The organism is Rhodopseudomonas palustris, assembly GCF_007005445.1.
GTDB lineage: Bacteria > Pseudomonadota > Alphaproteobacteria > Rhizobiales > Xanthobacteraceae > Rhodopseudomonas > Rhodopseudomonas palustris_G.
The window spans coordinates 1,415,255-1,436,639 of the sequence record NZ_CP041387.1; the positions used below are offsets into that span (position 1 = coordinate 1,415,255).

24 protein-coding genes are annotated in these 21,385 nt (G+C 66.7%); 16 read left to right on the forward strand and 8 right to left on the reverse strand.

Features of this window, described 5'->3' with window-relative positions:
* Positions 1 to 60: 60 nt before the first annotated feature.
* From FLL57_RS06420 to cynS, 4 genes are all read left to right on the forward strand, one after another.
* Positions 61 to 1,446: a CmpA/NrtA family ABC transporter substrate-binding protein gene (locus FLL57_RS06420; protein ID WP_047309086.1), complete on the forward strand. Its 1,386-nt coding sequence runs from the start codon at positions 61 to 63 to the stop codon at positions 1,444 to 1,446.
* A gap of 162 nt (positions 1,447 to 1,608) precedes the next feature.
* Positions 1,609 to 2,448, forward strand: coding sequence for a nitrate ABC transporter permease (gene ntrB / locus FLL57_RS06425; RefSeq protein ID WP_013503100.1), 840 nt, complete (start codon positions 1,609 to 1,611; stop codon positions 2,446 to 2,448).
* Between the two features lie 5 nt (positions 2,449 to 2,453).
* Positions 2,454 to 3,344 carry an ABC transporter ATP-binding protein gene (locus FLL57_RS06430; RefSeq protein WP_013503099.1) on the forward strand — a complete coding sequence of 297 codons (891 nt, stop codon included), beginning with the start codon at positions 2,454 to 2,456 and terminating at the stop codon, positions 3,342 to 3,344.
* Between the two features lie 44 nt (positions 3,345 to 3,388).
* Entirely contained in the window at positions 3,389 to 3,877 is a 489-nt protein-coding gene (cynS, locus tag FLL57_RS06435) for a cyanase (protein WP_013503098.1), read from the forward strand.
* A gap of 244 nt (positions 3,878 to 4,121) precedes the next feature.
* Here the strand turns inward: cynS and FLL57_RS06440 are convergent, their stop codons facing one another.
* From FLL57_RS06440 to FLL57_RS06465, 6 genes are all read right to left on the reverse strand, one after another.
* Positions 4,122 to 4,538, reverse strand: coding sequence for a DUF2023 family protein (locus FLL57_RS06440; RefSeq protein WP_013503097.1), 417 nt, complete (start codon positions 4,536 to 4,538; stop codon positions 4,122 to 4,124).
* The gene (fldA, locus tag FLL57_RS06445; RefSeq protein ID WP_013503096.1) at positions 4,517 to 4,999 is read right to left on the reverse strand and encodes a flavodoxin FldA; all 483 of its coding nucleotides are present in this window, start codon (positions 4,997 to 4,999) and stop codon (positions 4,517 to 4,519) included. Before fldA ends, FLL57_RS06440 begins: the two co-directional genes overlap by 22 nt.
* 201 nt (positions 5,000 to 5,200) lie before the next feature.
* Positions 5,201 to 6,013 carry a heme ABC transporter ATP-binding protein gene (locus FLL57_RS06450; protein WP_013503095.1) on the reverse strand — a complete coding sequence of 271 codons (813 nt, stop codon included), beginning with the start codon at positions 6,011 to 6,013 and terminating at the stop codon, positions 5,201 to 5,203.
* Complete coding sequence (locus tag FLL57_RS06455; protein ID WP_047309088.1) at positions 6,010 to 7,092, reverse strand: FecCD family ABC transporter permease; 1,083 nt, start codon at positions 7,090 to 7,092, stop codon at positions 6,010 to 6,012. Before FLL57_RS06455 ends, FLL57_RS06450 begins: the two co-directional genes overlap by 4 nt.
* Positions 7,089 to 8,066 (reverse strand): heme/hemin ABC transporter substrate-binding protein, encoded by a 978-nt coding sequence (locus FLL57_RS06460; protein ID WP_142882440.1) that lies wholly within the window; start codon positions 8,064 to 8,066, stop codon positions 7,089 to 7,091. The genes FLL57_RS06455 and FLL57_RS06460 overlap by 4 nt, the downstream gene beginning before the upstream one ends.
* Entirely contained in the window at positions 8,063 to 8,266 is a 204-nt protein-coding gene (locus FLL57_RS06465) for a hemin uptake protein HemP (RefSeq protein WP_041807956.1), read from the reverse strand. The genes FLL57_RS06460 and FLL57_RS06465 overlap by 4 nt, the downstream gene beginning before the upstream one ends.
* Before the next feature lie 334 nt (positions 8,267 to 8,600).
* Between FLL57_RS06465 and hutW the strand changes: the two genes are divergently transcribed.
* From hutW to FLL57_RS23285, 9 genes are all read left to right on the forward strand, one after another.
* A complete protein-coding gene (hutW, locus tag FLL57_RS06470) occupies positions 8,601 to 10,103 on the forward strand; it encodes a heme anaerobic degradation radical SAM methyltransferase ChuW/HutW (protein ID WP_142882441.1) in 1,503 nt (500 codons plus the stop codon).
* The gene (locus FLL57_RS06475; RefSeq protein WP_142882442.1) at positions 10,091 to 10,762 is read left to right on the forward strand and encodes an SDR family oxidoreductase; all 672 of its coding nucleotides are present in this window, start codon (positions 10,091 to 10,093) and stop codon (positions 10,760 to 10,762) included. Before hutW ends, FLL57_RS06475 begins: the two co-directional genes overlap by 13 nt.
* 315 nt (positions 10,763 to 11,077) lie before the next feature.
* On the forward strand, positions 11,078 to 13,426 hold the full coding sequence (locus FLL57_RS06480) for a TonB-dependent hemoglobin/transferrin/lactoferrin family receptor (RefSeq protein WP_047309092.1): 2,349 nt from the start codon (positions 11,078 to 11,080) through the stop codon (positions 13,424 to 13,426).
* Positions 13,427 to 13,503: 77 nt separating this feature from the next.
* Complete coding sequence (locus tag FLL57_RS06485) at positions 13,504 to 13,836, forward strand: antibiotic biosynthesis monooxygenase family protein (RefSeq protein ID WP_047309093.1); 333 nt, start codon at positions 13,504 to 13,506, stop codon at positions 13,834 to 13,836.
* Between the two features lie 17 nt (positions 13,837 to 13,853).
* On the forward strand, positions 13,854 to 14,390 hold the full coding sequence (gene hutX, locus FLL57_RS06490; RefSeq protein WP_047309094.1) for a heme utilization cystosolic carrier protein HutX: 537 nt from the start codon (positions 13,854 to 13,856) through the stop codon (positions 14,388 to 14,390).
* Positions 14,383 to 15,183, forward strand: a complete 801-nt coding sequence (gene exbB, locus FLL57_RS06495; protein WP_142882443.1) for a tonB-system energizer ExbB — start codon at positions 14,383 to 14,385, stop codon at positions 15,181 to 15,183. Before hutX ends, exbB begins: the two co-directional genes overlap by 8 nt.
* A 4-nt stretch (positions 15,184 to 15,187) precedes the next feature.
* Positions 15,188 to 15,625, forward strand: a complete 438-nt coding sequence (gene exbD / locus FLL57_RS06500; protein WP_047309111.1) for a TonB system transport protein ExbD — start codon at positions 15,188 to 15,190, stop codon at positions 15,623 to 15,625.
* On the forward strand, positions 15,622 to 16,473 hold the full coding sequence (locus tag FLL57_RS06505; protein WP_047309110.1) for an energy transducer TonB family protein: 852 nt from the start codon (positions 15,622 to 15,624) through the stop codon (positions 16,471 to 16,473). The genes exbD and FLL57_RS06505 overlap by 4 nt, the downstream gene beginning before the upstream one ends.
* A gap of 248 nt (positions 16,474 to 16,721) precedes the next feature.
* Positions 16,722 to 16,898: a hypothetical protein gene (locus FLL57_RS23285; RefSeq protein ID WP_013503083.1), complete on the forward strand. Its 177-nt coding sequence runs from the start codon at positions 16,722 to 16,724 to the stop codon at positions 16,896 to 16,898.
* Positions 16,899 to 17,032: 134 nt separating this feature from the next.
* Here FLL57_RS23285 and FLL57_RS06510 read toward each other — a convergent pair whose 3' ends face one another.
* Complete coding sequence (locus tag FLL57_RS06510; RefSeq protein ID WP_013503082.1) at positions 17,033 to 17,254, reverse strand: hypothetical protein; 222 nt, start codon at positions 17,252 to 17,254, stop codon at positions 17,033 to 17,035.
* Positions 17,255 to 17,415: 161 nt separating this feature from the next.
* Positions 17,416 to 18,222 (reverse strand): sulfite exporter TauE/SafE family protein, encoded by an 807-nt coding sequence (locus FLL57_RS06515; RefSeq protein WP_080964211.1) that lies wholly within the window; start codon positions 18,220 to 18,222, stop codon positions 17,416 to 17,418.
* 626 nt (positions 18,223 to 18,848) lie between these two features.
* Here FLL57_RS06515 and FLL57_RS06520 point away from each other — a divergent pair.
* The 3 genes from FLL57_RS06520 to FLL57_RS06530 all read left to right on the forward strand — a co-directional run bounded on the left by FLL57_RS06520 (position 18,849) and on the right by FLL57_RS06530 (position 21,368).
* Positions 18,849 to 19,070, forward strand: a complete 222-nt coding sequence (locus FLL57_RS06520) for a hypothetical protein (protein WP_142882444.1) — start codon at positions 18,849 to 18,851, stop codon at positions 19,068 to 19,070.
* Between the two features lie 131 nt (positions 19,071 to 19,201).
* Positions 19,202 to 20,575, forward strand: a complete 1,374-nt coding sequence (locus FLL57_RS06525; protein WP_142882445.1) for a hypothetical protein — start codon at positions 19,202 to 19,204, stop codon at positions 20,573 to 20,575.
* A gap of 4 nt (positions 20,576 to 20,579) precedes the next feature.
* Complete coding sequence (locus FLL57_RS06530; RefSeq protein WP_142882446.1) at positions 20,580 to 21,368, forward strand: hypothetical protein; 789 nt, start codon at positions 20,580 to 20,582, stop codon at positions 21,366 to 21,368.
* Positions 21,369 to 21,385: the final 17 nt, after the last annotated feature.

Sequence of the window (21,385 nt, forward strand, 5' to 3'; positions counted from 1 at the left end):
GATCGACGAGTTTGGCACGCTCCTTGCGACAATGACCTCGACGTCAGCGCAGGAGGTCTCATGTCAACGTTCGACAATCCGTTCGATCCCAATCGCCGGCTGCATACTGCGGGTTGTAGTTGTGGTCGTCATGCTACCGAAGCCGAGCATGCCGCCGAGCAGGCGTCGCTGCAGCTCGCCGTGACGCAGGGCGAAGACAAGCGGTTCGAGGGCGTGGTCGCCTCGGCGGTGATGCGGGCGATGTTTCCGCAGGACGCCTCGCGGCGCGCGTTTCTGAAGTCGGTGGGGGCGGCCACCGCGCTGGCCGCGGTGTCGCAGTTCTTCCCGCTGCAGACCGCCACGGAGGTGTTCGCCGCCGGCGGTCCGCTGGAGAAGACCGACCTCAAGGTTGGCTTCATTCCGATCACTTGCGCCACGCCGATCATCATGGCGCATCCGATGGGTTTCTATTCGAAGTACGGTCTCAATGTCGAAGTGATCAAGACCGCCGGCTGGGCGGTGATCCGCGATAAGACGCTCAACAAGGAATACGACGCCGCCCATATGCTGTCGCCTATGCCGCTGGCGATCACCATGGGGGTCGGCTCCAATCCGATCCCTTACACCATGCCGGCGGTGGAGAACATCAACGGACAAGCCATCACCCTGGCGATGAAGCACAAGGATCGCCGCAATCCGAAGGACTGGAAGGGCTTCAAATTCGCCGTCCCGTTCGATTACTCGATGCACAACTATCTGCTGCGCTACTATCTGGCCGAGCACGGCATCGATCCCGACGTCGACGTCCAGATCCGCGCCGTGCCGCCGCCGGAGATGGTCGCCAATCTGCGCGCCGACAACATCGACGGCTATCTGGCGCCGGATCCGATGAACCAGCGTGCCGTCTATGACGGCGTCGGCTTCATTCACATCCTCACCAAGGAGATCTGGGAAGGCCATCCGTGCTGCGCCTTCGCAGCCTCGAAGGAGTTCGTCACCACGATGCCGAACACCTACGGCGCGCTGCTGAAGTCGATTATCGAGGCGACCGCCTACGCCCACAAGCCGGAAAACCGCAAGGAGATCGCCCAAGCGATCGCGCCGGCCAACTACCTGAACCAGCCGGCGATCGTGCTGGAGCAGATCCTCACCGGCACCTATGCCGACGGTCTCGGCAATGTCGTCAAGCAGCCGAACCGGATCGATTTCGATCCGTTCCCGTGGCAGTCCTTCGCCGTCTGGATCATGACCCAGATGAAGCGCTGGGGGCAGATCAAGGGCGACGTCGACTACAAGTCCATCGCCGAACAGGTCTATCTGGCGACCGACACCGCGAGGCTGATGAAGGAGGCGGGGCTGACGCCGCCGGAGAAGACGACGAGGTCGTTCTCGGTGATGGGCAAATCGTTCGACGGGTCCAATCCCGAGGAGTATCTCGCCAGCTTCAAGATCAAGAAGGCGTCCTAGCGCGGAAGGCCGGGCTGCTCCGGCGTGCATCCTCGACGGGCGTTGCGATGCCCGCGTGGATTGCCGCCGGGGCTGGTTCGGCGAGATGCGCCGCTGCGCTGCCGGCTCGCGCGACCGGATCGTTCGGCCGTCGAAACCCGAACAGGAACCACGGGTGAATTCATGACCAAATCACTACGCCTCCGCGCCGCGGTGGTCTCGCTGCTGCTGTTTGGCGGCTTCATCGCCGCCTGGCATCTGGCGACGCGCGGCAGCGGCGAGGTCGCCAAGATGAGTCCGGAATACGCAGCGCTGATGGGCGCGACCGCGACCCAGGGCAAATCGGCGATGCCGGGCCCGTTCGACGTCGGCGCCAAACTGTGGGAGCACATCAAGCACCCGTTCTACGACAACGGCCCCAACGACAAGGGCCTCGGCATCCAGCTCGGTTACTCGATAGCGCGGGTGATGATCGGCTATCTGCTGGCGGTTGCGGTCGCGATCCCGCTCGGATTCCTGATCGGGATGTCGCCGCTGATGAACAAGGCGCTCGATCCGTTCATCCAGGTGTTGAAGCCGATCTCCCCGCTCGCCTGGATGCCGCTGGCGCTCTACACCATCAAGGACTCCAGCCTGTCGGCTGTGTTCGTGATCTTCATCTGCTCGGTGTGGCCGATGCTGCTCAACACCGCGTTCGGCGTCGCCTCGGTGCGTAAAGAGTGGATCAACGTCGCCCGTACGCTGGAAGTCGGCACCGTGCGCCGCGCCTTCACTGTAATCCTGCCCGCCGCCGCGCCGACGATCCTCACCGGAATGCGGATCTCGATCGGCATCGCCTGGCTGGTGATCGTCGCCGCCGAAATGCTCGTCGGCGGAACCGGCATCGGTTACTTCGTCTGGAACGAGTGGAACAACCTGTCGATCGTCAATGTGATCATCGCAATCCTGATGATCGGTTTGGTCGGCATGCTGCTCGATCAGGTGCTGGCGCGGTTCACCCGCATGGTCACGTTTCCGGAGTGAGCCAGATGACGAACGACAAGTTCATTTCCGTCGAAGCGATCGCCAAGCGCTATCCGGCCGCTGGCGGCGGGCAGACCACGATCTTCGAGAACCTGTGGCTGTCGCTGCCGCGCGGTGAATTCGGCTGCGTGATCGGCCACTCCGGCTGCGGCAAGACCACCGTGCTGAATATTCTCGCCGGGCTCGACCAGCCGACCGAGGGTGCGGTGATCGTCGACGGCCAGGCGATCGAAGGCACCAGCCTCGACCGCGCGGTGATCTTCCAGAGCCACGCGCTGCTGCCGTGGCGTACGGTGATGGGCAACGTCGCCTATGCGGTGTCGTCGAAATGGCGTGACTGGGACAAGGCCAAGGTCCGTGCCCACGCCCAGCGCTTCATCGATCTGGTCGGCCTGACCGGTTCGGAGAACAAGCGCCCGTCGGAATTGTCGGGCGGCATGAAGCAGCGGGTCGGCATCGCGAGGGCGCTGTCGATCACGCCGAAGATCATGCTGATGGACGAGCCGTTCTCGGCGCTCGATGCGCTGACCCGCGGCTCGCTGCAGGACGAGGTCCGCCGCATCTGTCTGGAGACCGGGCAGACCACCTTCATGATCACCCACGACGTCGACGAGGCGATGTATCTGGCCGACAAGATCTACCTGATGACCAACGGCCCCGGCGCGGTGATCGCCGAGATCGTCGAGAACCCGCTGCCGAAGGACCGCGCCAGAATCGATCTGCACCGGCATCCTTACTACTACGGTCTGCGCAACCACATCGTCGACTTCCTGGTGACGCGCAGCAAGACCTTCACCAGCACCAATCCGCATCACGATCCGCTGCAGGTGCCGGTCGTCCGGCCCGGCGTTGATGACGCCGCGACGCCCGTGCCGCTGCAGGCCAACGCCCGCTGATCCCCTTCATCCACAATCCCCCACCTCACTTAAGGAGACCGACCATGAAGCGAGCCCAACTGACCGAGAAGCTGCTCGACATCAAGCGCGAGAAGGGCTGGACCTGGAAATACATCTGCGAAACCATCGGAGGCCATTCCGAAGTGCTGGTGGTCGGCGCGATCCTCGGCCATATGAAGCTGACCAAGCCGCAGGCGGCGAAGGCGGCGGAGCTGTTCGGGCTGTCGGCGGTCGAGACCGCGATGCTCAACGAGGTGCCGATGCGCGGCGAGGGCATCACCATGCCGCCGACCGATCCGTTGATCTATCGGTTCTACGAACTGGTGATGATCAACGGCCCGGCCTGGAAGGCGCTGATCGAAGAGGAATTCGGCGACGGCATCATGTCGGCGATCGATTTCGACATGGTGATGGAACGGCTGCCGAACCCGAAGGGCGACCGCGTCAAGATCTCGATGTCGGGCAAATTCCTGCCGTACAAATACTACGGCGCCACCGGCAACCACGCCGAATACGGCTTCAAGGAGGAGTGAGGCGCGACCTCACGAATCGCACCTGAAACCAATCTTCGTCGTCCCCCGCGCATGCGGGGGACCCAGTATCGCGGAGAGTTGGTCGTGGGCGCACGACGGATGAACGAAAGCTCTGGGATACTGGGTCGCCCGCATGCGCGGGCGATGACGTGAAGGGGTGAGGCGACGCTGCGCTCCACACGGACAGCACTTGCGACCAAGATCCGTGCAAGAGTGGTCGGCGGCGATCCAGCGCCGCCGACCGTCAATGAATCAGCACCGGCTCGCTCGGCGCCACCGTGTGGGTCGGTTCGGCGACAGTGTCGATCGCGGCGCCGCCGGCGCGGGACAGGAAGCGGTGGCACTGCATTTCGCGGTCGTAGCCGAGCAGGATGCCGAGCATGAAGTCGTGCTCGGCGGTGAGGTTGCACAACGGCCCGGTCATGAAGCCCTGCACGGTGCGGACCGCGGAGGCGACGCCGAACACCACGTTGATGCGGTGCTGGCAGGCTTCGTGGACGTGGTGGGCGATGCCCGCGGTGCGCAGCCGGGCCACGATCGCCGTCGCGTCGACGGCGGGAAGCGTCATCATCGCGAGCGGGCGCAGCCCCTTCGACAGCTCGTAAAGGTGATGCTGGAAGATCTGCAGGGTTGCGGCGCTCATGTGAGACGACTGATCCATTCGGTGATCCTTTTTTCGGTCTTGGATGACTGTCCGTCCTCGTCGAGGGCGAGGCCGACGAAGCGGCCGTCGCGCTCGGCTTTCGACGCCGTGTAGTCGTAGCCGGCGGTGTCGGTGAAGCCGACTACGTCGGCACCGAGATCGACGACGTGGTCGTACAGCAGCCCCATCGCGTCGACGAAGCTGTCCGGGTAGTTGGTCTGATCGCCGGTGCCGAACAGCGCCACCTTCTTGCCCGTCAGATTGGCGGAGGTCAGCTTGTCGAGATTGGCTTCCCAATCGGCCTGCAGATCGCCGAAGCCGTAAGTCGGCGCGCCGAGGATCAGCAGGCTGCAGCCTTCGAAGTCGGCGGTGGTGGCGGATTTGATGTCGACGGCGCGGCCCTGCATCCGTTTGGCGATGCGCGAGGCGACCGCGCGGGTCACGCCGGCATCGGAGCCGAAAATTACATTGACGCTCATAGCCTGTCCGTCTGGTCCTCTTGGTGATGAAATCAATATCGGTGGTGATCGACCCCGCCGCGCACCCGCGTCGGCAGCGCCACGTACAAACTAAGCGCCGCGCGGGGGCCGGACAAATTGAACCGGTCCAAAACCGGCCCGCACGGACCGGCGGTTAGTTAGAATCGCTATGAGGAAGGTGCGGGGCGGTAGCCGGTGGTACTAACCGGTGAGGCGCGCGGCGGTGCGGCGATCGTCCGCCAGTTCCGGCAGCACGAACGGCCGGCCCGCGACGTCGGTATTGACGGTCAGGGCGACGTCGAACACCTCGGCGATCAGTTCGTGCCGGAGCACCGCGGCCGGGGTGCCGTCGGCGGCGATCCGGCCGCCGTGCAGCACGATGATCCGATCGGCGAACCGGGCGGCGAGGTTGAGATCGTGCAGGATCGCGATCACCGTGGTGCCGCGGCGAGCGCAGCGCCGGGCGGTCTCGGCGAGGTCGAGCTGATGGCGAATGTCGAGGCTGGAGGTCGGCTCGTCGAGCAGCAGCAGGCCGGGGCCGGCATCGGCTTCGCCGCTCCACAGTTGCACCAGGATGCGGGCGAAATGTGCGCGCTGCTGTTCGCCGCCCGACAGCGTGGTGATGTTGCGGTGGCGGAAACGGTCGAGGCCGACGTCGCGCAGCGCGGCGTCGAACAGCGGCGCCGCCTTGCGCGGATCGATGTCGGCGCCCATCGCCACGATCTCCTCGACCGAAAACGGGAAGGTGACGGTGGTGTGCTGCGCCAGCATCGCGCGGCGGCCGGCGAGCGCGCGCGGCGAGTAGTCCGCAAGCGCGCGTCCGTCGAGCGACACGGTGCCGGAGGTCGGCCGCAGATCGCCGGACAGCATCCGCAGCAGCGTCGATTTGCCGGCGCCGTTGGGGCCGACGATGGCCACCAGCTCGCCCTGCGCGATGCTGAGATCGACGCGGTCGACAAGAACCGCGCCAGGCAGCGCGAACGATGCCGCAACGGCCTGCAGCACCCCGCTCACGGTCCCACCACCTTGCGCTGCCGCAGCAGGATGGCGAGGAAGAACGGCGCGCCGATCGCGGCGGTGAGAATGCCGATCGGCATTTCGGCCGGCGCCACGATGGTGCGTGCCACGGTGTCGGCCACCACCAGCATCACCGCGCCGAGGCAGGCCGACGCCGGCAGCAGCAGCCGGTGCGACGGCCCGATCACCAGCCTGAGCAGATGCGGCACCACGATGCCGACGAAGCCGACCACGCCGGTGACCGCGACCGCGACGCCGGCCATCGCCGAGACCAGGATGATCGAGATCCGCTTCAGCCGCTCGACATCGACGCCGCTGTGAAACGCCTCGGTTTCGCCGAGCACCAGCAGATCGAGCCGGCCGGAGATGCGCAGCAACACCAGCAATGCGACCAGCAGCACCGTTCCGGTGGAAGCGGTCTTGGCCCAGTTGGCGCCGCTCAGCGAACCGAGCATCCAGAAGGTGATATCACGGAGCTGACGATCGTCGGCGACGAACACCAGCACGCCGAGCCCGGCATTGGCGATTGCCGCGATCGCGAGCCCGGCGAGCAGGAACAGCGCGATCGAGGTGCGCCCGGATCGGCTGGCGATCCGGTACAGCACGATGGTGGTGACCAGCGAGCCGGCGAAGGCGGCGAAAGCCAGCAGATATTCCTGGATCCCGCGCAGATGCGGCCCGAGGACGTGTTCGAGAAAGACGATCGAAGCCGCCGCGCCGAACGCGCCGCCGCTCGACACGCCGACCAGCGCCGGATCGGCCAGCGGATTGCGGAACAGCCCCTGCATCAGCGCGCCGGCGGCGGCGAGCAGACTGCCGACGATCGCCGCGGTGAGAATCCGCGGCATCCGGATCGACCACAATACGAGCTGATCGCGCGTCGCCTCGGCTCCGGTCGGCTCGCCGAACAGGCCGAGCGCGGCGGGCAGGCGGGACAACGGGATTCCCGCGGCGCCCACCGTCATCGCCAGCGCCATCGCGGCGATCAGTACCGTGCCGAGCACCGCAAGGGTGAGGCCGGCGCCGGGACGCGGCGCGCCGGCGCGGCCACGGCGAGGAAGCGCGATCACGGTCATGAGCGACAATCGACCGTGGTGGCCTTCGGCTCGAAGCCGGCGGCCTTGGTCGCGAGCTGCGGATAGAGTTTCGCCGCGACTTCGATCGCAGCCGCCGGCGTGCGCGGCCCGAAGCCGAGCAGATACAAGCCGTCCATCGCGATGAATGCGCGATTGCGGCCGGCCGGGGTCAGCGCGAACGCCGCGTGGCCGTAGAACGCGTCGGCCTCGAACGAGTCGCGGTTGCGCTTGATGGTCAGCACCACGTCGGGACGGGCCGCGACGATCGCTTCGTCGTTGATCGATTTGTAGCCGTCGTAGCCGTCGATCGCGTTGACGCCGCCGGCGAGCGCGATGATCGAGTCCGCGGCGGTGTTCCTGCCCGCCGCCATCGCCTGGCCGTTGACCAGCGACATCACGAACATCACCCGCACCGGCTTGGTGATGGCGGCGCGCAGCTTGTGCAGCGTGGCGAAATCGTCGCCGACCGCGGCAGTGAGGCACGCCGCGGCGGTGTCGGCGCCCATCGCGTGGCCGATCAGCGCGATCTTGTCGAGCAGGCCCTGTTCGGAATACGCCTCCGGCACCGACACCAGCGGAATCCCGGCGGAGTTGATCGCATCGATGGTCTGCTTCGGACCTGCGGAATCCATCGCCAGGATCAGCGTCGGATTGAGGCCGATCACGCCTTCCGACGATAGTTGCCGCAAGTAACCGACATTGGGTTTTCCGGCCACCGCCTCGGGCGGATACACGCTGGTCGAATCGATCCCGGCGATCCGTTTCTCGAGGCCGAGATCGGCGAGGACTTCCGTGATGGCGCCGCCGATCGACACCGTGCGCGACGAATCCGTGACGGTGACGTCGCGGCCGTGCGCGTCGCGGATCTTCACCGGTTCGGTGGCGCGGGCGGTCGAAGTCATTCCGCAGGCGAGCAGCGTCGCTGCGAGCAGGGCGGCGCGACGGCGGCGCGTGAATGCGGCAAGCGCGATCATTTGGTCAGGATCAGTTTGTTCTGCGAGGTGAGGCGAAGCCGGTAACGGTCGTCGCCGTGAGCGATGACGATTTCCCGATCCAGCGTGAACAGGTCGCGGCTGTCGATCTGATTGCCGACGACGTTGACGGCGCGGGTGTTGCCCGGGCCTGCGGTCGCCCGTGTCGGGTCTGCGCCAAATCGTTCGGAGCCTGTCATCATTCCGTTTCTATCGTTGTTGCCGACTTCGGCGAGAGCCACTTGTTATAAGCGGTGATCGGAAAATGTGTCTTATAATTACTATAAACGGCGGGATCGGCGCTTGAGCGGGCCGCGGCTCGCGTCGTAGATTGAAGTATGCGGCGGCCGATTGGTGCCGTCGCTCGCCAGCCAGCTCCCTGCGTTTCGCAGCGCCCGCCAGCCGCTCTTTTTCAAATAACGAGTGTGATCTGATGGTCGGGTTGGCCAGCTATTCGCACGCGCATGCGTCGGCTGACCGTGCGTCGCGCGCGGCTGACAGTGCTGCCCGTTTCACAATGGGGTGCGGGCGGTGAGAATGGCCGATGTAAAACATGGCGATCGGGTCGCCGTACCGGTGCATGGCGGGCACGGTGGTCATCACGGACATGGTGGTCCCCATGGACATAGTGGTCCCCATGGACATGGCGCGGCGGGGTTTGGCGGGCACGGCAGCCGGCATCCGATGGCGCCGGTCAACAGCTCGGTGGACGATTATCTGGTGCGGGTCGGCTGCGATCCGCTCACCGAGGCGTTCGTCAGGCGGGCGTTCTCGCCGCCCTGGCGCGGCAGCCGGCCGGTCGATGCGGACAATACGGATGCGGTGATCGAGCGGGTGTTCGCGACGCCGCGCAGCGAGTCTGCGGTCGCTTATTTGCATGTGCCGTATTGTCAGAACCATTGTCTGTTCTGCGGCTTCTTCGAAAACGTCTGGCGCCCGGAAGCGGGGCCCGCCTATGTCGATGATCTGATCGCGGAACTCGCGGCGAAGTCGCATACGCCGCTGGTATCCAGCGCGCCGATCGAGGCGGTGTATATCGGCGGCGGCACGCCGTCGGCGCTCGACGCCGACGATCTGGCGCGGCTGATCGCGGCGCTGCATCGCTATCTGCCGCTCAGCGCCGATTGCGAAATCACGCTGGAGGGGCGCTCCTACGGTTTCGGGATCGAGAAGGCGGCGAAGCTGGCGGATGCCGGCGTCAACCGGCTGTCGATCGGGGTGCAGAGCTTCTCGACCGATGTGCGGCGCCGGCTCGGCCGAAAGCGCGCCGGCGACGAGGTCGCGGCGTTTCTGTCCGAACTGATGGCGCTCGGCCGGACCTCGGTGGTGTGCGATCTGATCTACGGCCTGCCTGGGCAGAGCGAGGCGGACTGGTGGCGCGATATCGACACCGTCGGCCGGATCGGCCTCGACGGCGTCACGCTGTATGCGCTCAACATGTTTCCCGGCGGCCCGATGGCCCGCGCGGTGGAGCACAGCAAGCTGCCGCCGCCGGCGACGCCGGCCGCGCAGGCGCGGCTCTATGCCGAGGGCGTCGAGCGCCTGACCGACCGCGGCTGGCTGCAGGTGTCGCAATCGCACCTGGTTCGCTCGCTGCGCGAGCGCAACCGCTACAATGCCTCGATCAAGCGCGGCGTCGCCTGTCTGCCGTTCGGGGCCGGGGCCGGCGGCCAGGCTCACGGCCACCGCTGGCGCAACGTCATCGACATCGCGCGACGCCGGGAGATGATCGCTCGGAACGCCGCGCCGATCGAGGGACTGGCGCTGGTGCCGTCGGATCACGCCGCGCACGCGATGATCGCCGCCGGGCTTGAAACAGGCCGGCTCGATCTCGCCGCGGTCGAAGCGCTGCGCCCGGGGTTCCGGGTCGCGGTCACGCCGCTGCTCGCCAACTGGAATGCGGCGGGATTGGGCGAGCTGCGCGGCGACGGGTTTTCGCCGAGCCTTGCCGGATCGTTCTGGATCAGCAATCTGACCAGCGGATTGACGGCCGGGCTGACGGCCGCGGCGACGACATGTGAGGATCGATGCGGGTTGTGATTTTCGGCGCCACCGGGCGCACCGGGCGGCATCTGGTGGCGCAAGGCGCGGCACGCGGCTGGACGATCTTCGCGGCCGGGCGCGATCCGGCTCGGCTGAACGAAATGGCCGGGATCGCCGGGGTCGCCGGCGCCGACCTGACGGATACGAAGTCGGTGGCGAGCGCGATCGAAAGCTGCGCGCCGGAGGCGATCGTCTCGACGATCGGCGGCGCCGGGCCGGAGGCCCAACTGATCGACGAGACCGGCAACAACGCGATCACCGACGCGGCGCTGGCCTGCGGGGTGCGGCGCGTGCTGCAAGTGTCGTCGCTGGCCTGCGGCGACAGCCGTGCCTACGCGTCGGAACGGATCATCGCGGCGATCGGGCCGGTGCTCGACGCCAAGACCCGCGCCGAAGATCATCTGCGGAGCAGCGCGCTCGATTGGACCATCGTGCGGCCGGGCGGATTGACCGAGGGTGAGCCGACCGGGCAGGGGGCGCTGTACGACGATCCGCGGGTGCACGGCCGGATCACGCGCGCCGATCTCGCCACGCTGCTGCTCGACGCGCTGGCGACACCGGCGAGTATCGGCCGGGTGCTGTCCGCGGTCGATCGCACCACGCTGCCGGCCGAGCCGGCGGGCATCGTCGCGTTCGAACTGGTCGCGACCTCGTGACCATGTACGGCGCCGCTGCGCGCCGATGACGCGCGCGCGTCGCCGCTGATAGCTGACAGAATTTTGGTTCTGATGACTCGGGGTCGATGCCCTCGTCGTTTGCTCGACGTGCTGCTGCACGCGAACCGGTTTCCGCCTCGCTCCAGCATGTTCTGGTTATAATTGCTTTAATCAGAGGCCGACCACGTTGACCGGGAACTGGCGCTCGGTTAGCAAAAATGAAAGCCGTTAGCAGATGCTGCCGACGGCCGATTGCCAGCCAGCCGCCGCGTGCGAGCCCGCCAGCCTTAGTCAATTCAAAACTCTGGGGTTGTCATGGTGGGGCTGAACTCGCGCGCCTGTGCGCTACTGCTTTCCGTATCCGTCGTCGCGCTGGCGACCGCGCCGGCATTGGCGCAGACCGCAGGCGGAGCGTCGTCGACGTCGCAGGCGCAGGTGAAGCGCGATCGTGCGGCGCGCGCGACGCAGCCCGCGGCGCCCGCCGCGAATCCGCGCGATGCCTATGCGCAAGCGTCGGGTTCGACTCAGTCGCTCGACGCGATCACCGTGGTCGGTACCAAGAACGAGGAGCGCGCGATCGATGCGCTGGCCCCGGCGAGTGCGATCACGCTGCAGCAGATCCAGCAATTCCCGCCGAACCGGCTGCAGGACGTGTTCGTCGCGACCCCTGGCGTGTCGTTCCAGGATCGTGGCGACGAGCCCTCGACCTCGATCAATATCCGCGGCCTGCAGGATTTCGGCCGCGTCGCGGTGGTGGTCGACGGCGCGCGGCAGAACTATCAGCGTTCCGGCCACGGCGCCCAGGGCTCGTTCTTTCTGGATCCCGAGCTGATCGGCGGCATCGACATCGTCCGCGGCCCGAGCGCCAACATCTACGGTTCGGGCGCGATCGGCGGCGTGGTGTCGTTCCGCACCAAGGATATCGACGACGTGGTGCGCGCCGGCGAGCGCTGGGGTGTCGATCTCAGCGGTTCCTACGGCAGCAACAATTCCCGCGGGCTCGGCTCTGTGTTCGGCGGCGTCAGGGTCGATCCCAGTGTCGACGTGTTCGGCGGCGCGGTGTACCGCACGCAAGGCAACTACAAGGACGGTGCCGGCACCGAGATCGGCAACACCGGCAACGATCTCGCCGCTGGCCTGCTGAAACTGACGGTGCGCCCGGCGGACGGCCATGAAGTCAAGATCGGTGGCATCTTCCAGGACTTCAATTACGACGTCGGCCAGTTCAATCGCGGCCCGGTGGTGACCGCGGCGCAGCGGGCGCTGTATCAGGGCTCGTCGGTGTACGGCACCAATCTGCAGAGCTACACCGGCACGCTGAACTGGAAATACTCGCGGCCTGACGACACCTGGTTCGACTGGAACATCGGCCTGTACGGCAACCGTACCAACAGCGACCAGACCAAGACCTATCACTATTCGACCAGCGGCTCGAGTTATTGCGGTGCCGGCAATTTCGGCAACGACATCTCCGGCTGCATCGGCGACACCCGCGGCTACAATCTCGATACCATCGGCATCGACGTCAACAACACCTCGCGGTTCGAATACGGCGACTGGCGCACCGCGGTCACCTACGGCGTCGACGCCTTCAACGACAAGGTGACGACCTGGGATTCGCGCGGCAATTCCAACATTACGACGCCGAGCGGCGAGCGCACGGTGTCGGGCGGATTCGTCCAGGTGAAGAACAATTATGCGCAGTGGCTCGAAGTGATCGGCGCCGCGCGCTACGATCACTACGAACTGACGTCGCAATCCAGCACGGCGAGCGGCAGCCGGCTGTCGCCGAAGATCACGGTGGGCGTGACCCCGATCGCGGGATTCACCCCGTATGTCGCCTATGCAGAAGGTTATCGCGCGCCCTCGATCACCGAGACGCTGATCGCCGGCGCCCACGCAACCGGCGGCGGCCCGGCGCTGTTCAACTGCGGCAACGGCACCTCCGGACTGTTCTGCCTGATCCCGAACACCGCGCTGCGGCCCGAGGTCGGCAAGAACAAGGAAGTCGGCATCAACCTGAAATACAACGACATCTTCATCTCCGGCGACAGCTTCCGCGGCAAGATCAACGCCTTCCGCAACGACGTCGACAATTACATCGAACTGGTCGGGTCCACGCCCGAAGTGTACAGGACCGTGTTCATGGGCTTCCCGGTAACGGGCGTGGCCAGCAAGTATTATCAGTATCAGAACATCCCGCACGCCCGGATCGAGGGCGTGGAGGTCGAGACCTCCTACGACGCCGGGGTGTGGTTCGTCGGCGTCAACGCCGCGGTGATCCGCGGCAAGGATACCGATACCGGACTCGGGCTGGCCTCGGTGCCGGCGCGCAAGGTCGTCACCACGGGCGGCCTGCGGCTGCTCGACCGGCAGTTGACGATCGCGGCGCAATGGGCATCGTATGCGGCCAATACCAATCTGCCGGCCGGCTATCTGCCAGGGACGTCGTATGATCTCGTCAATCTCAACGTTGCGTACCGTCCAACGGCTGACGTCACGCTGAATTTCTCGATCGATAATCTGCTCAACAATTACTATCGTCCGTATGCGGTCCCGGGATCGTCGGTGGACGGAACCGGACAGAACGACGTGCTGTGGACGAGCCCGGGGCCGGGCATCGTCTACAAGGGCGGCATCAAGGTTCACTTCGGGGGAGCGTGAACATCCGGTTCCATCGGGCCGGAGCGCGACGAGCCAAAACAACAAGCCAGCAAGCAACAAGCCAGCAAGGAGAGAAAATGTTCATCGCGATGAATCGGTTTCAAGTGAAACGCGGCGCCGAGCAGACCTTCGAGGACATCTGGGCCGCGCGCGAATCCTATCTCAGCGAGATGGATGGCTTCGTCGAATTCCATCTGCTCAAGGGCCCGGTGGCGGAGGATCACACACTGTATGCGACCCACACCACCTGGGCCAGCAAGGCGGCGTTCGAAGCATGGACGACATCCGAACAGTTTCGGCGCTCGCATGCCCGCGCCGGCAACGACACCGGGCAGAGCATCTATCTCGGCCATCCGAGGTTCGAGGGGTTCGAGGTGATCCGCAGCGAGCGCAACGCCGCGGCGGCGTAAGACGGAAGGAGAGTGTGATGGCGACTGCAGCCGCATCGGTGGTGACGTCCGAGACCGGGGATCTTCGTGCTTTCATGGCGGCCAACCCGGCCGCCGTGATCGAGGAGGTCGCCAAGCAGTGGAGCGTGTCGCCGCAAGCGGTGATCGCGGCGCTGCCGGACGGCATGGCGCGTCTCGGCCCGGGTGAGGGATTCGGCGCGGTGATGAACGACATCGCCGGCTGGGGCGAGGTGACGCTGATCGTGCACACCGAGGACGCGATCTTCGAATTCACCGGCGAGGTGCCGCGCGGCGAGGTCAGCCGAGGCTACTTCAACCTGATGCAGCCGAAAGGGCTGCACGGCCATCTGCGCCACGACAATTGCGGTGCGCTGGCGTTCGTCGAACGGCCGTTCATGGGCAAGGCCAGCGCCTTCGTGGCGTTCCTGAACCGCGATGGCGGCGTCATGTTCAAGGTGTTCGTCGGTCGCGACGACAAGCGCGAACTGCGCGCCGATCAACTCGCCCGTTTTCACGCGCTCGCCGAGCAGTTTGGCGAGGCGCGCCATGCGTAAACTCCAAGGCGTCGCGGCACGGCGCGTCGGCGCTGCAATCGCGGCGCTGGCCGTCGTCGCCGCGGCGCTGCCGGGGGAGGCCTGGGCGGCGGCGGCCGATCTGGCGGCGCTGCCGCGCGATTTGTCGCCGTGGGGCATGTTCGTCAATGCCGACGCGGTGGTGAAGACCGTGATGGTCGGCCTGGCGGCGGCGTCGCTGGCGGCGTGGACCGTGTGGTTGGCGAAGTCGATCGAACTGCGCCGCAGCGTCGCGCTTGCACGCGCCGGCCTCGACCGGCTGGAGAGCGACGCTACGCTGCAGCAGGCGGCGGCGGACACCGCCGACCAGCACGACGCGGTGGCGCAGATGATCCACACCGTCGAGCGCGAGGCGAGCCTGTCCGGCGGGGTCCACGACGACGGCTTCCGGGACCGGGTGGCGCTGCGGCTCGAACGGGTCGAGGCGGCAGAAGCGCGCCGCGCGGCGATCGGCACCGGTCTGCTCGCCAGCATCGGTGCGGTGGCGCCGTTCGTCGGCCTGTTCGGCACTGTGTGGGGGATCATGAACGCATTCATCGGCATCTCGAAGGCCAACACCACCAATCTCGCGGTGGTGGCGCCGGGCATCGCCGAGGCGCTGCTCGCCACCGCGCTCGGCCTCGTCGCGGCGATTCCGGCGGTGGTGATCTACAATCATCTGACCCGGCGGGTTTCGGCGTATCGGGCTCTGCTCGGCGACGCGTCGGCGCAGTTGCTGCTGATGATCGGCCGCGAGGCGGCAAGGCCGCCGCAGCGCGCCCGGGTGGTGAGGTAACGAAATGGCAGGAAATCTCGCGAGCCGCCGCGCCGGCGACGACGACATGGTCGAGGCGCACGAGATCAACGTCACGCCGTTCATCGATGTGATGCTGGTGTTGCTGATCATCTTCATGGTCGCGGCACCGCTGGCCACCGTGGACGTCGGCGTCGATCTGCCGGCCAGCACGGCGGAGCCGCAGCAGCGACCGGAGAAGCCGGTGTTCGTGTCGCTTAAGCCGGATCTGTCGCTGGCGCTCGGCGAGGAGACGGTCTCGCGCGACGCGCTCGTGCCGGCGCTCGACGCGGCGACCCGCGGTAACAAGGACGAACGGATCTTCCTGCGCGCCGACAAGGCGGTGAGCTACGGTGATCTGATGGCAGCGATGAATCTGCTGCGCGATGCCGGTTATTTGAAGGTGGCGCTGGTCGGACTCGACGGCCGCGCCGAGCAGCCGTGAACGCCCGCGCGCTGCACGACTCGGTCGCGGCGCCGGGCGCGTCGCGCTGGTTACTGTCGGCCGCCGTGATCGTCGGGGCTCACGCCGTCGCGGTCGCGGCCGCGCTGGCGTATTACGGCCAGACACTGCCGCCCGGCGAGCCGTTGGCGGCGATCATGGTCGACATGGCGCCGGTGACCGCTTCGCCGCAGCAGAGCCAACTCGACGTCGCGCCCGGCCCTGAGATGCAGGAGGCGGAAGCGCCGCAACCCGAGCCGGAGCCGGAGCCGGAGCAGCACGCGACAGCGGCGCCTGAGATCGCCCCGACGCCGCTCCAACCGGCGCCGGACGTCCCGTTGCCGCCGGAAGCCAAACCGGCGCCGCCGGCGGAAAAACCCGAGCCGGTCAAGGTCGAGCAGCAGCAGCCGGTGAAGCCGAAGCCGGACCGCCCGAAGCGGGAGCGTGTCGCCAAGCTGCATTCGTCGGAGCGGCCGCCGGCACCGCGGACCAGCGCGCCGCAGCGTGCCGATCGTCGGGCGAACGATGCGATGGCGGCACTTGCCGGCGCGCGCGCCGCCTCGGTGTTGCCGACCTATCGCCAGCGGCTGGCGGCGCACCTGCAGCGATTCAAGCGCTACCCGTCGGAGGCTCGCGCCACCGGGGTGCAGGGCACCGCGACGCTCAGCTTCACGGTTGGGCGCGGCGGGCAGGTCCTCGGTGCAAGGTTGGCGCACTCGTCCGGTCATCCGGCACTCGACGCCGAAACCTTGTCGATGGTGCAGCGGGCGCAGCCATTGCCGCCGTTCCCGCCTGAAATTACCCAGGCGTCGCTGAATTTCAGCGTGCCGGTGAATTTCTCCGTCAGATAGTTCGCGTCGCCTCAGCTATTCATCGTGGCGGTCTGCTGGATTGGAGGCTGCGAGCCCGATTGGAGAAGGCTGCGCTGCGACGTGGGCGCGCGGAGATGAATCCCCCCCGTACGCAGATTGGAACTATTCAGATCGCGCGGGCGACCAAACTACCACCGTGCTCGATCCGAACCGTGCATGTAGTTGCGCGCGCGGCGGTGGACGCGAGTCGACGTGCCGCATGTTGCACGAACCTTGCGGAGGACACGATGACGAAGATCGACGTTGAACGACAATCCGAGCATGGCGAACAGTTCGACACGGCGCAGAAAGACGCCGAACGATCGGGCGTTGCGATGCGGGTGTGGGCCCGCCACCGCTTGCGGGAGCTTGCTGCGAGCGGTCGGCTCGGGATCGGTGCCGTGCGCGAGCAGCGCCGGGTGTGAGCCTCACTCCGCCGCGAGCCCGCGCGCGTGACGACATATATCGCCCTGCGACGGCCTGACAGCTCCGGCGAAACGCGATCGCGGTGAGCGATGGTGTCGAGTGACTGGCGAGAAGGCATTCGCCAGTCGACGAACTAAGCGGGGCGGAGCTCGGGTCGAGGAGCGATTCGAATCTCCGAGGAGTCACCGGCGGCGCAACGGGTCGCCGCGGCTTGCGCCGCGAGCAGCGAGTCGAACGACTGTCGTTCCAGCGCATGGAAGTCGCGATGTGCAGCGAAGAAGCAGTAGCTGTCGCCTTCGCGGACGACGATCCCGGCGGTGCGGGCGCGGACTTCGATGACGCAGGCGTCGGTCATGGCATGTCACCGGAGAGCCCGGTGCCTTCCTGGAGAGTGTCGAACGTTCCGCGAGCGGTGCGGAACGATCGCCGGGTGTTCGAGCGTGAGGCTTCGTAACGCAGAGCTCACCTGATCGTTCCGCGATCCGCGATGCAATCTGCCGCAGCGGCCTTGAGGTTTCAGAACAGCAGCCCCTTTAGTCCAACGGCGAACAGCACAGCGGCCAGCGCAATCTGCAATCGTCGTCCGGACAGGCGGCCAGCGGAGAGTCCGCCGACGATGACGGCGGGAATCGAGCCGGTCAGCAGGCTGATCAGAATGTGCCAATCCACCATGCCGGCGACCAGATAGCCGGCGCCGGCCACCATCGCGAGCGGAATGGCGTGGGCGAGGTCGGTCGCGACCAGCCGGTGCGGCAGCAGCCGCCGCGGATAGAGATATAGAAGCAGCACGGTGCCGAGTGCGCCTGCGCCGATCGAGGTCAATGCCACCAGCCCGCCGAGTACAGCTCCGGCAAGCACGGTCGGTGCTGCGCGGTCCGGCTCCGCCGGCTGATCGTCTCGCGAGGGCGGGACGAGGGACGCGATCAGGCGCGGCGCGAATACGATGCCGAATGCGGTGAGGATCACCACCGCGGCGATGATCTTCGTCAGCCATTGGGTGCGCCCGATAGGATCGGCGAGCGCCACGATGGAGACGACCAGCGCGGCGGCCGGAAGGCTGCCGGCCCATAGCCGCTTTGCGATGCGCCAATCGATGAGACCATTGCGATGGTGCACCGACGCACCAATCAGCTTGGTGATCGCCGCGAACCACAGGTCGGTCGCGATTGCGACGTGCGGCGCAATGCCGAACACCAGCAACAGCAACGGTGTCATCAGAGCGCCGCCACCGACACCGGTGAGGCCGACGACGAATCCGGTGACGGCACCTGCCAGCGCATAGCCCGGGTCGATCATGATCCCGTCGTAAGCAGTCAGTTCCATGCCTCCCGTGGACGCCGCGCGGAGAGGCGAGTCGTCGGTCAGGTTTTACGCTGTCGGCGCGTGTGCCGGCAACGCGCAGGCGCCGCAGCCGGTGTCGGTAATTTTACCGGGGTGTTGATTTCGAACTAATTTTCCCGCTGCGATCGAACGCGATCGGTTAGCGCTGCTGGAACCACGCGGAACGATCTCGCTTTCGCATCGCGCCCGGCGCGTGCACAGCATCGGCGGACAGGACACTCGCTGGCGGCCAGCCATCGGCCCCGAGAATCCTGCCGTCACCGCCGAGACCTCCCCGGCAGGCGATGACCGGCCCCGGGGCTTCCCCCGCCAGCCCCGGGGCCGACTTCTTCATGCAGCCGAAATTCCTCGATCGCGCCATTCTGCGCGCCGGCTCGAGATGTGCAATTAATTCGCAATTTTAAGTCCAATTCAGTGTGCGGGACGAGGTTTGCCTTCGTCGACCCGGCTCCAGCCCGGCTGGGCGCAGCGTCAGCCCGAATGGTGCGACCTTGGTTTGCCGCCTTCGGCGTTCGGTACGCCACTGGCACCACCCGGGAACCCGCGACCGGCGCAACGGGGCACGACTGTCCTAAGCCTTTGCGCCGCACTTCATCGCGGGTGTGGGATTGCGCTTTCTGCGCGCCTATGGCGGCGGCGGGCTCGACCGGTTCAGCGGCGATGCGGTGTTCGTCGGTCCGACCTTCTCCGACGAGCTCGCGCCGACGCTCGGAGGGGGCCGACATCTGGCAGGTGCAGGTCGCAGGCGAGCGCGCGGCGATCCACGGTGTCTCAAGCTCGATCAGTTCGAGCGGCACCAGGCGATGGTCGGGTTGAACGCTCACTTCTGAGCCGCGTCGTTCCGCCGCCGATGTGGCGCCGCCGCGGCCCCACCATAATCTGGTCCAACTCGACAACTAACAGTCGGCCTGAACGCGGGGGCGTTGGCCGTGCGCAGCATGCGCACCTGTTGGATGTCCAGATGCCCGAAGCCGCTCCTCCGGCCGCTAGTTCCCCGTCGCAATCTTCCTTGTCGTCCACCTCGTCCATGGTTCCGTCCTCGCTGCTGCTGTCGCGCGGTGTGGTTCGGCTCGAAGTGATGCTGAAGCTGACCACCGCGATCCTCGCGGTGGCGGCCGGCGTCTACACCTATCTCGGCGTGCGCGATCTGCTCAACGGCAGCGCCACCACGGTGTTCTTTGCGGCGTTGATCTATTCTGTGGCGGTGTCGGTCGGCATCTACGCCTTCTGGGTGTTCCTGATGCAGTTCATGCCGCATGTGGTCGATCGCGCCGGCCGCTGGCTGATGTTCGGCTGCATGCTGCTCGGCTCGCTGATGATCGTGGCGATGTCGTCGTGGCTCAACGCCTCGGCATTGGCCGGCGCCGCGGCGATCCGGCAGCATCTGGCGATCACCGTGCAGGACTACACGCGCGATCTCGACGCCGCCAACACCAACGCTATCGCCGCGCAGGGTCTGCTGCCGGATATCCAGATCGCGGCGTCGCGCTTCGCCAAGCTGGCCGAGGCCGAGCGCGCCGGGTCGCTCACCGGCACCGCCGGGTCCGGCACGGTGGTGCAGTTGCTGACCCAGATGTCGAGCCAGCTCGACAGCCTCGGCAAGGAGGTCGAGGCCTCCGGCAAGCGCGTGACGTCGCTGTTCGAAGAAGGCGGCAAGCATCTCGCCAGGATGCGCGAACTGGTGTCCGACCGCGGCCCGATCAGCGCGCGCAGTGACGGCTTCGCCACCGAGTCGCTGGCGCTGATGGGCGTCATCGCCAATCTGCAGCAGACCTCGGTGGCGCCGGCAGTGAAGCGCGCCGCGACCTCGCTGTCGTCGTCGTTCATCGCGCCGGCGGCCAGCGGGCGCAACGTCGATCTCGCCGACCGGCAGACCTCGGTGGTCGGCAAGGTGGAGGGGGCGGTGGCCGCGCAGGCGGCCTCGCTCGCCGCAGCCGCCGACGCGATCCTCGATCGTCCCAAGATCGAACCCGCCCGGTTCCAAGCGATGTCGCCGGCCGAGGCCGTGCTGCGCTACGCGGGCGACTTCATTCCGAGTTGGGCCGGTGCGATCTCGATCGACCTGATGCCGGCGGTGCTGGTGTTGATCCTGTGCGTGGTCCACGCCGCGATCCGCCGCGAGGGGCTGCCTGCGGCGCACGCTTCGTCGATGACTGCGGCCGAGCTGATGGCGGCGCTGCAGATGGCACGGGAGGTCGAGCAGGCGAGCCGCAATGCCGGCGACGGAGCGGCGCCGCTCGCGCCCGAGCGGCAGCCGTCGGTGCCGGGCGTCGAGCCGGCTGCGGCCGTCGACGAGAACGTCACCGCGCTCGCCTCGGCGCGCCAGGCGAAGTAAGCGCATGGCCACGCTGTCGCAGCGTTTCCAGATCTGGCTCTCCGGCAATCCGGACGATGCGGTGCTGCGGATGATCTTCCGCCTGCTGATTGTCGGCACCGTCGCCGTGCTCGCCTACGATCTCGCCAGTCCGGAAAGCGGCGGCGCGCAGCGGGAGACGTCGCCGCTCAGCCTGCCGTCGTTGCCCGAGGTCCTGTCGCCGTGGCTGCCGGACGGCGACCGCCTGACGCCACTGCCGCAGCCCAGCGGTGCACTCGGCAAGCCGATGACGTTCGAACTGGTGAGCGGCGGCCGTCTCCAGGCCAATGGCACAATCACGCCGGGAAGCGCGGAGGCGTTCGGCAAGGAACTCGCGCGCCACGCCGAGTACATCAAGACGGTGGTGCTGAACTCGCCCGGCGGTTCGGTGTCCGACGCGCTGGCGATCGGCCGCATGATCCGCGAGCACAGGCTCGCCACCGAAGTCGAGGCCGGAAAATACTGCGCCTCGTCCTGTCCGCTGGTGCTGTTCGGCGGCACCGAGCGCCGCGTCGGCGCCAAGGCCGCGGTCGGCGTGCATCAGGTATTCGCGGTGAACGCCGGCGAGACCGCGGCGTCGCCGCCGCGCGACCAGATGAGCGACGCGCAGCGGATTTCGGCGCGCTGCCAACGCTACCTGGGCGAGATGGGAATCGATCTGGAAGTCTGGATCCGGGCGATGGAAACCCCGAAGGATAGGTTGTTCGTGTTCAAGCCGGAAGAATTGAACAAGTATCGCATCGTCACGGCGGAAACGTCAGCGCCGAAATCCTGACGGGACGGAGCGGCCGT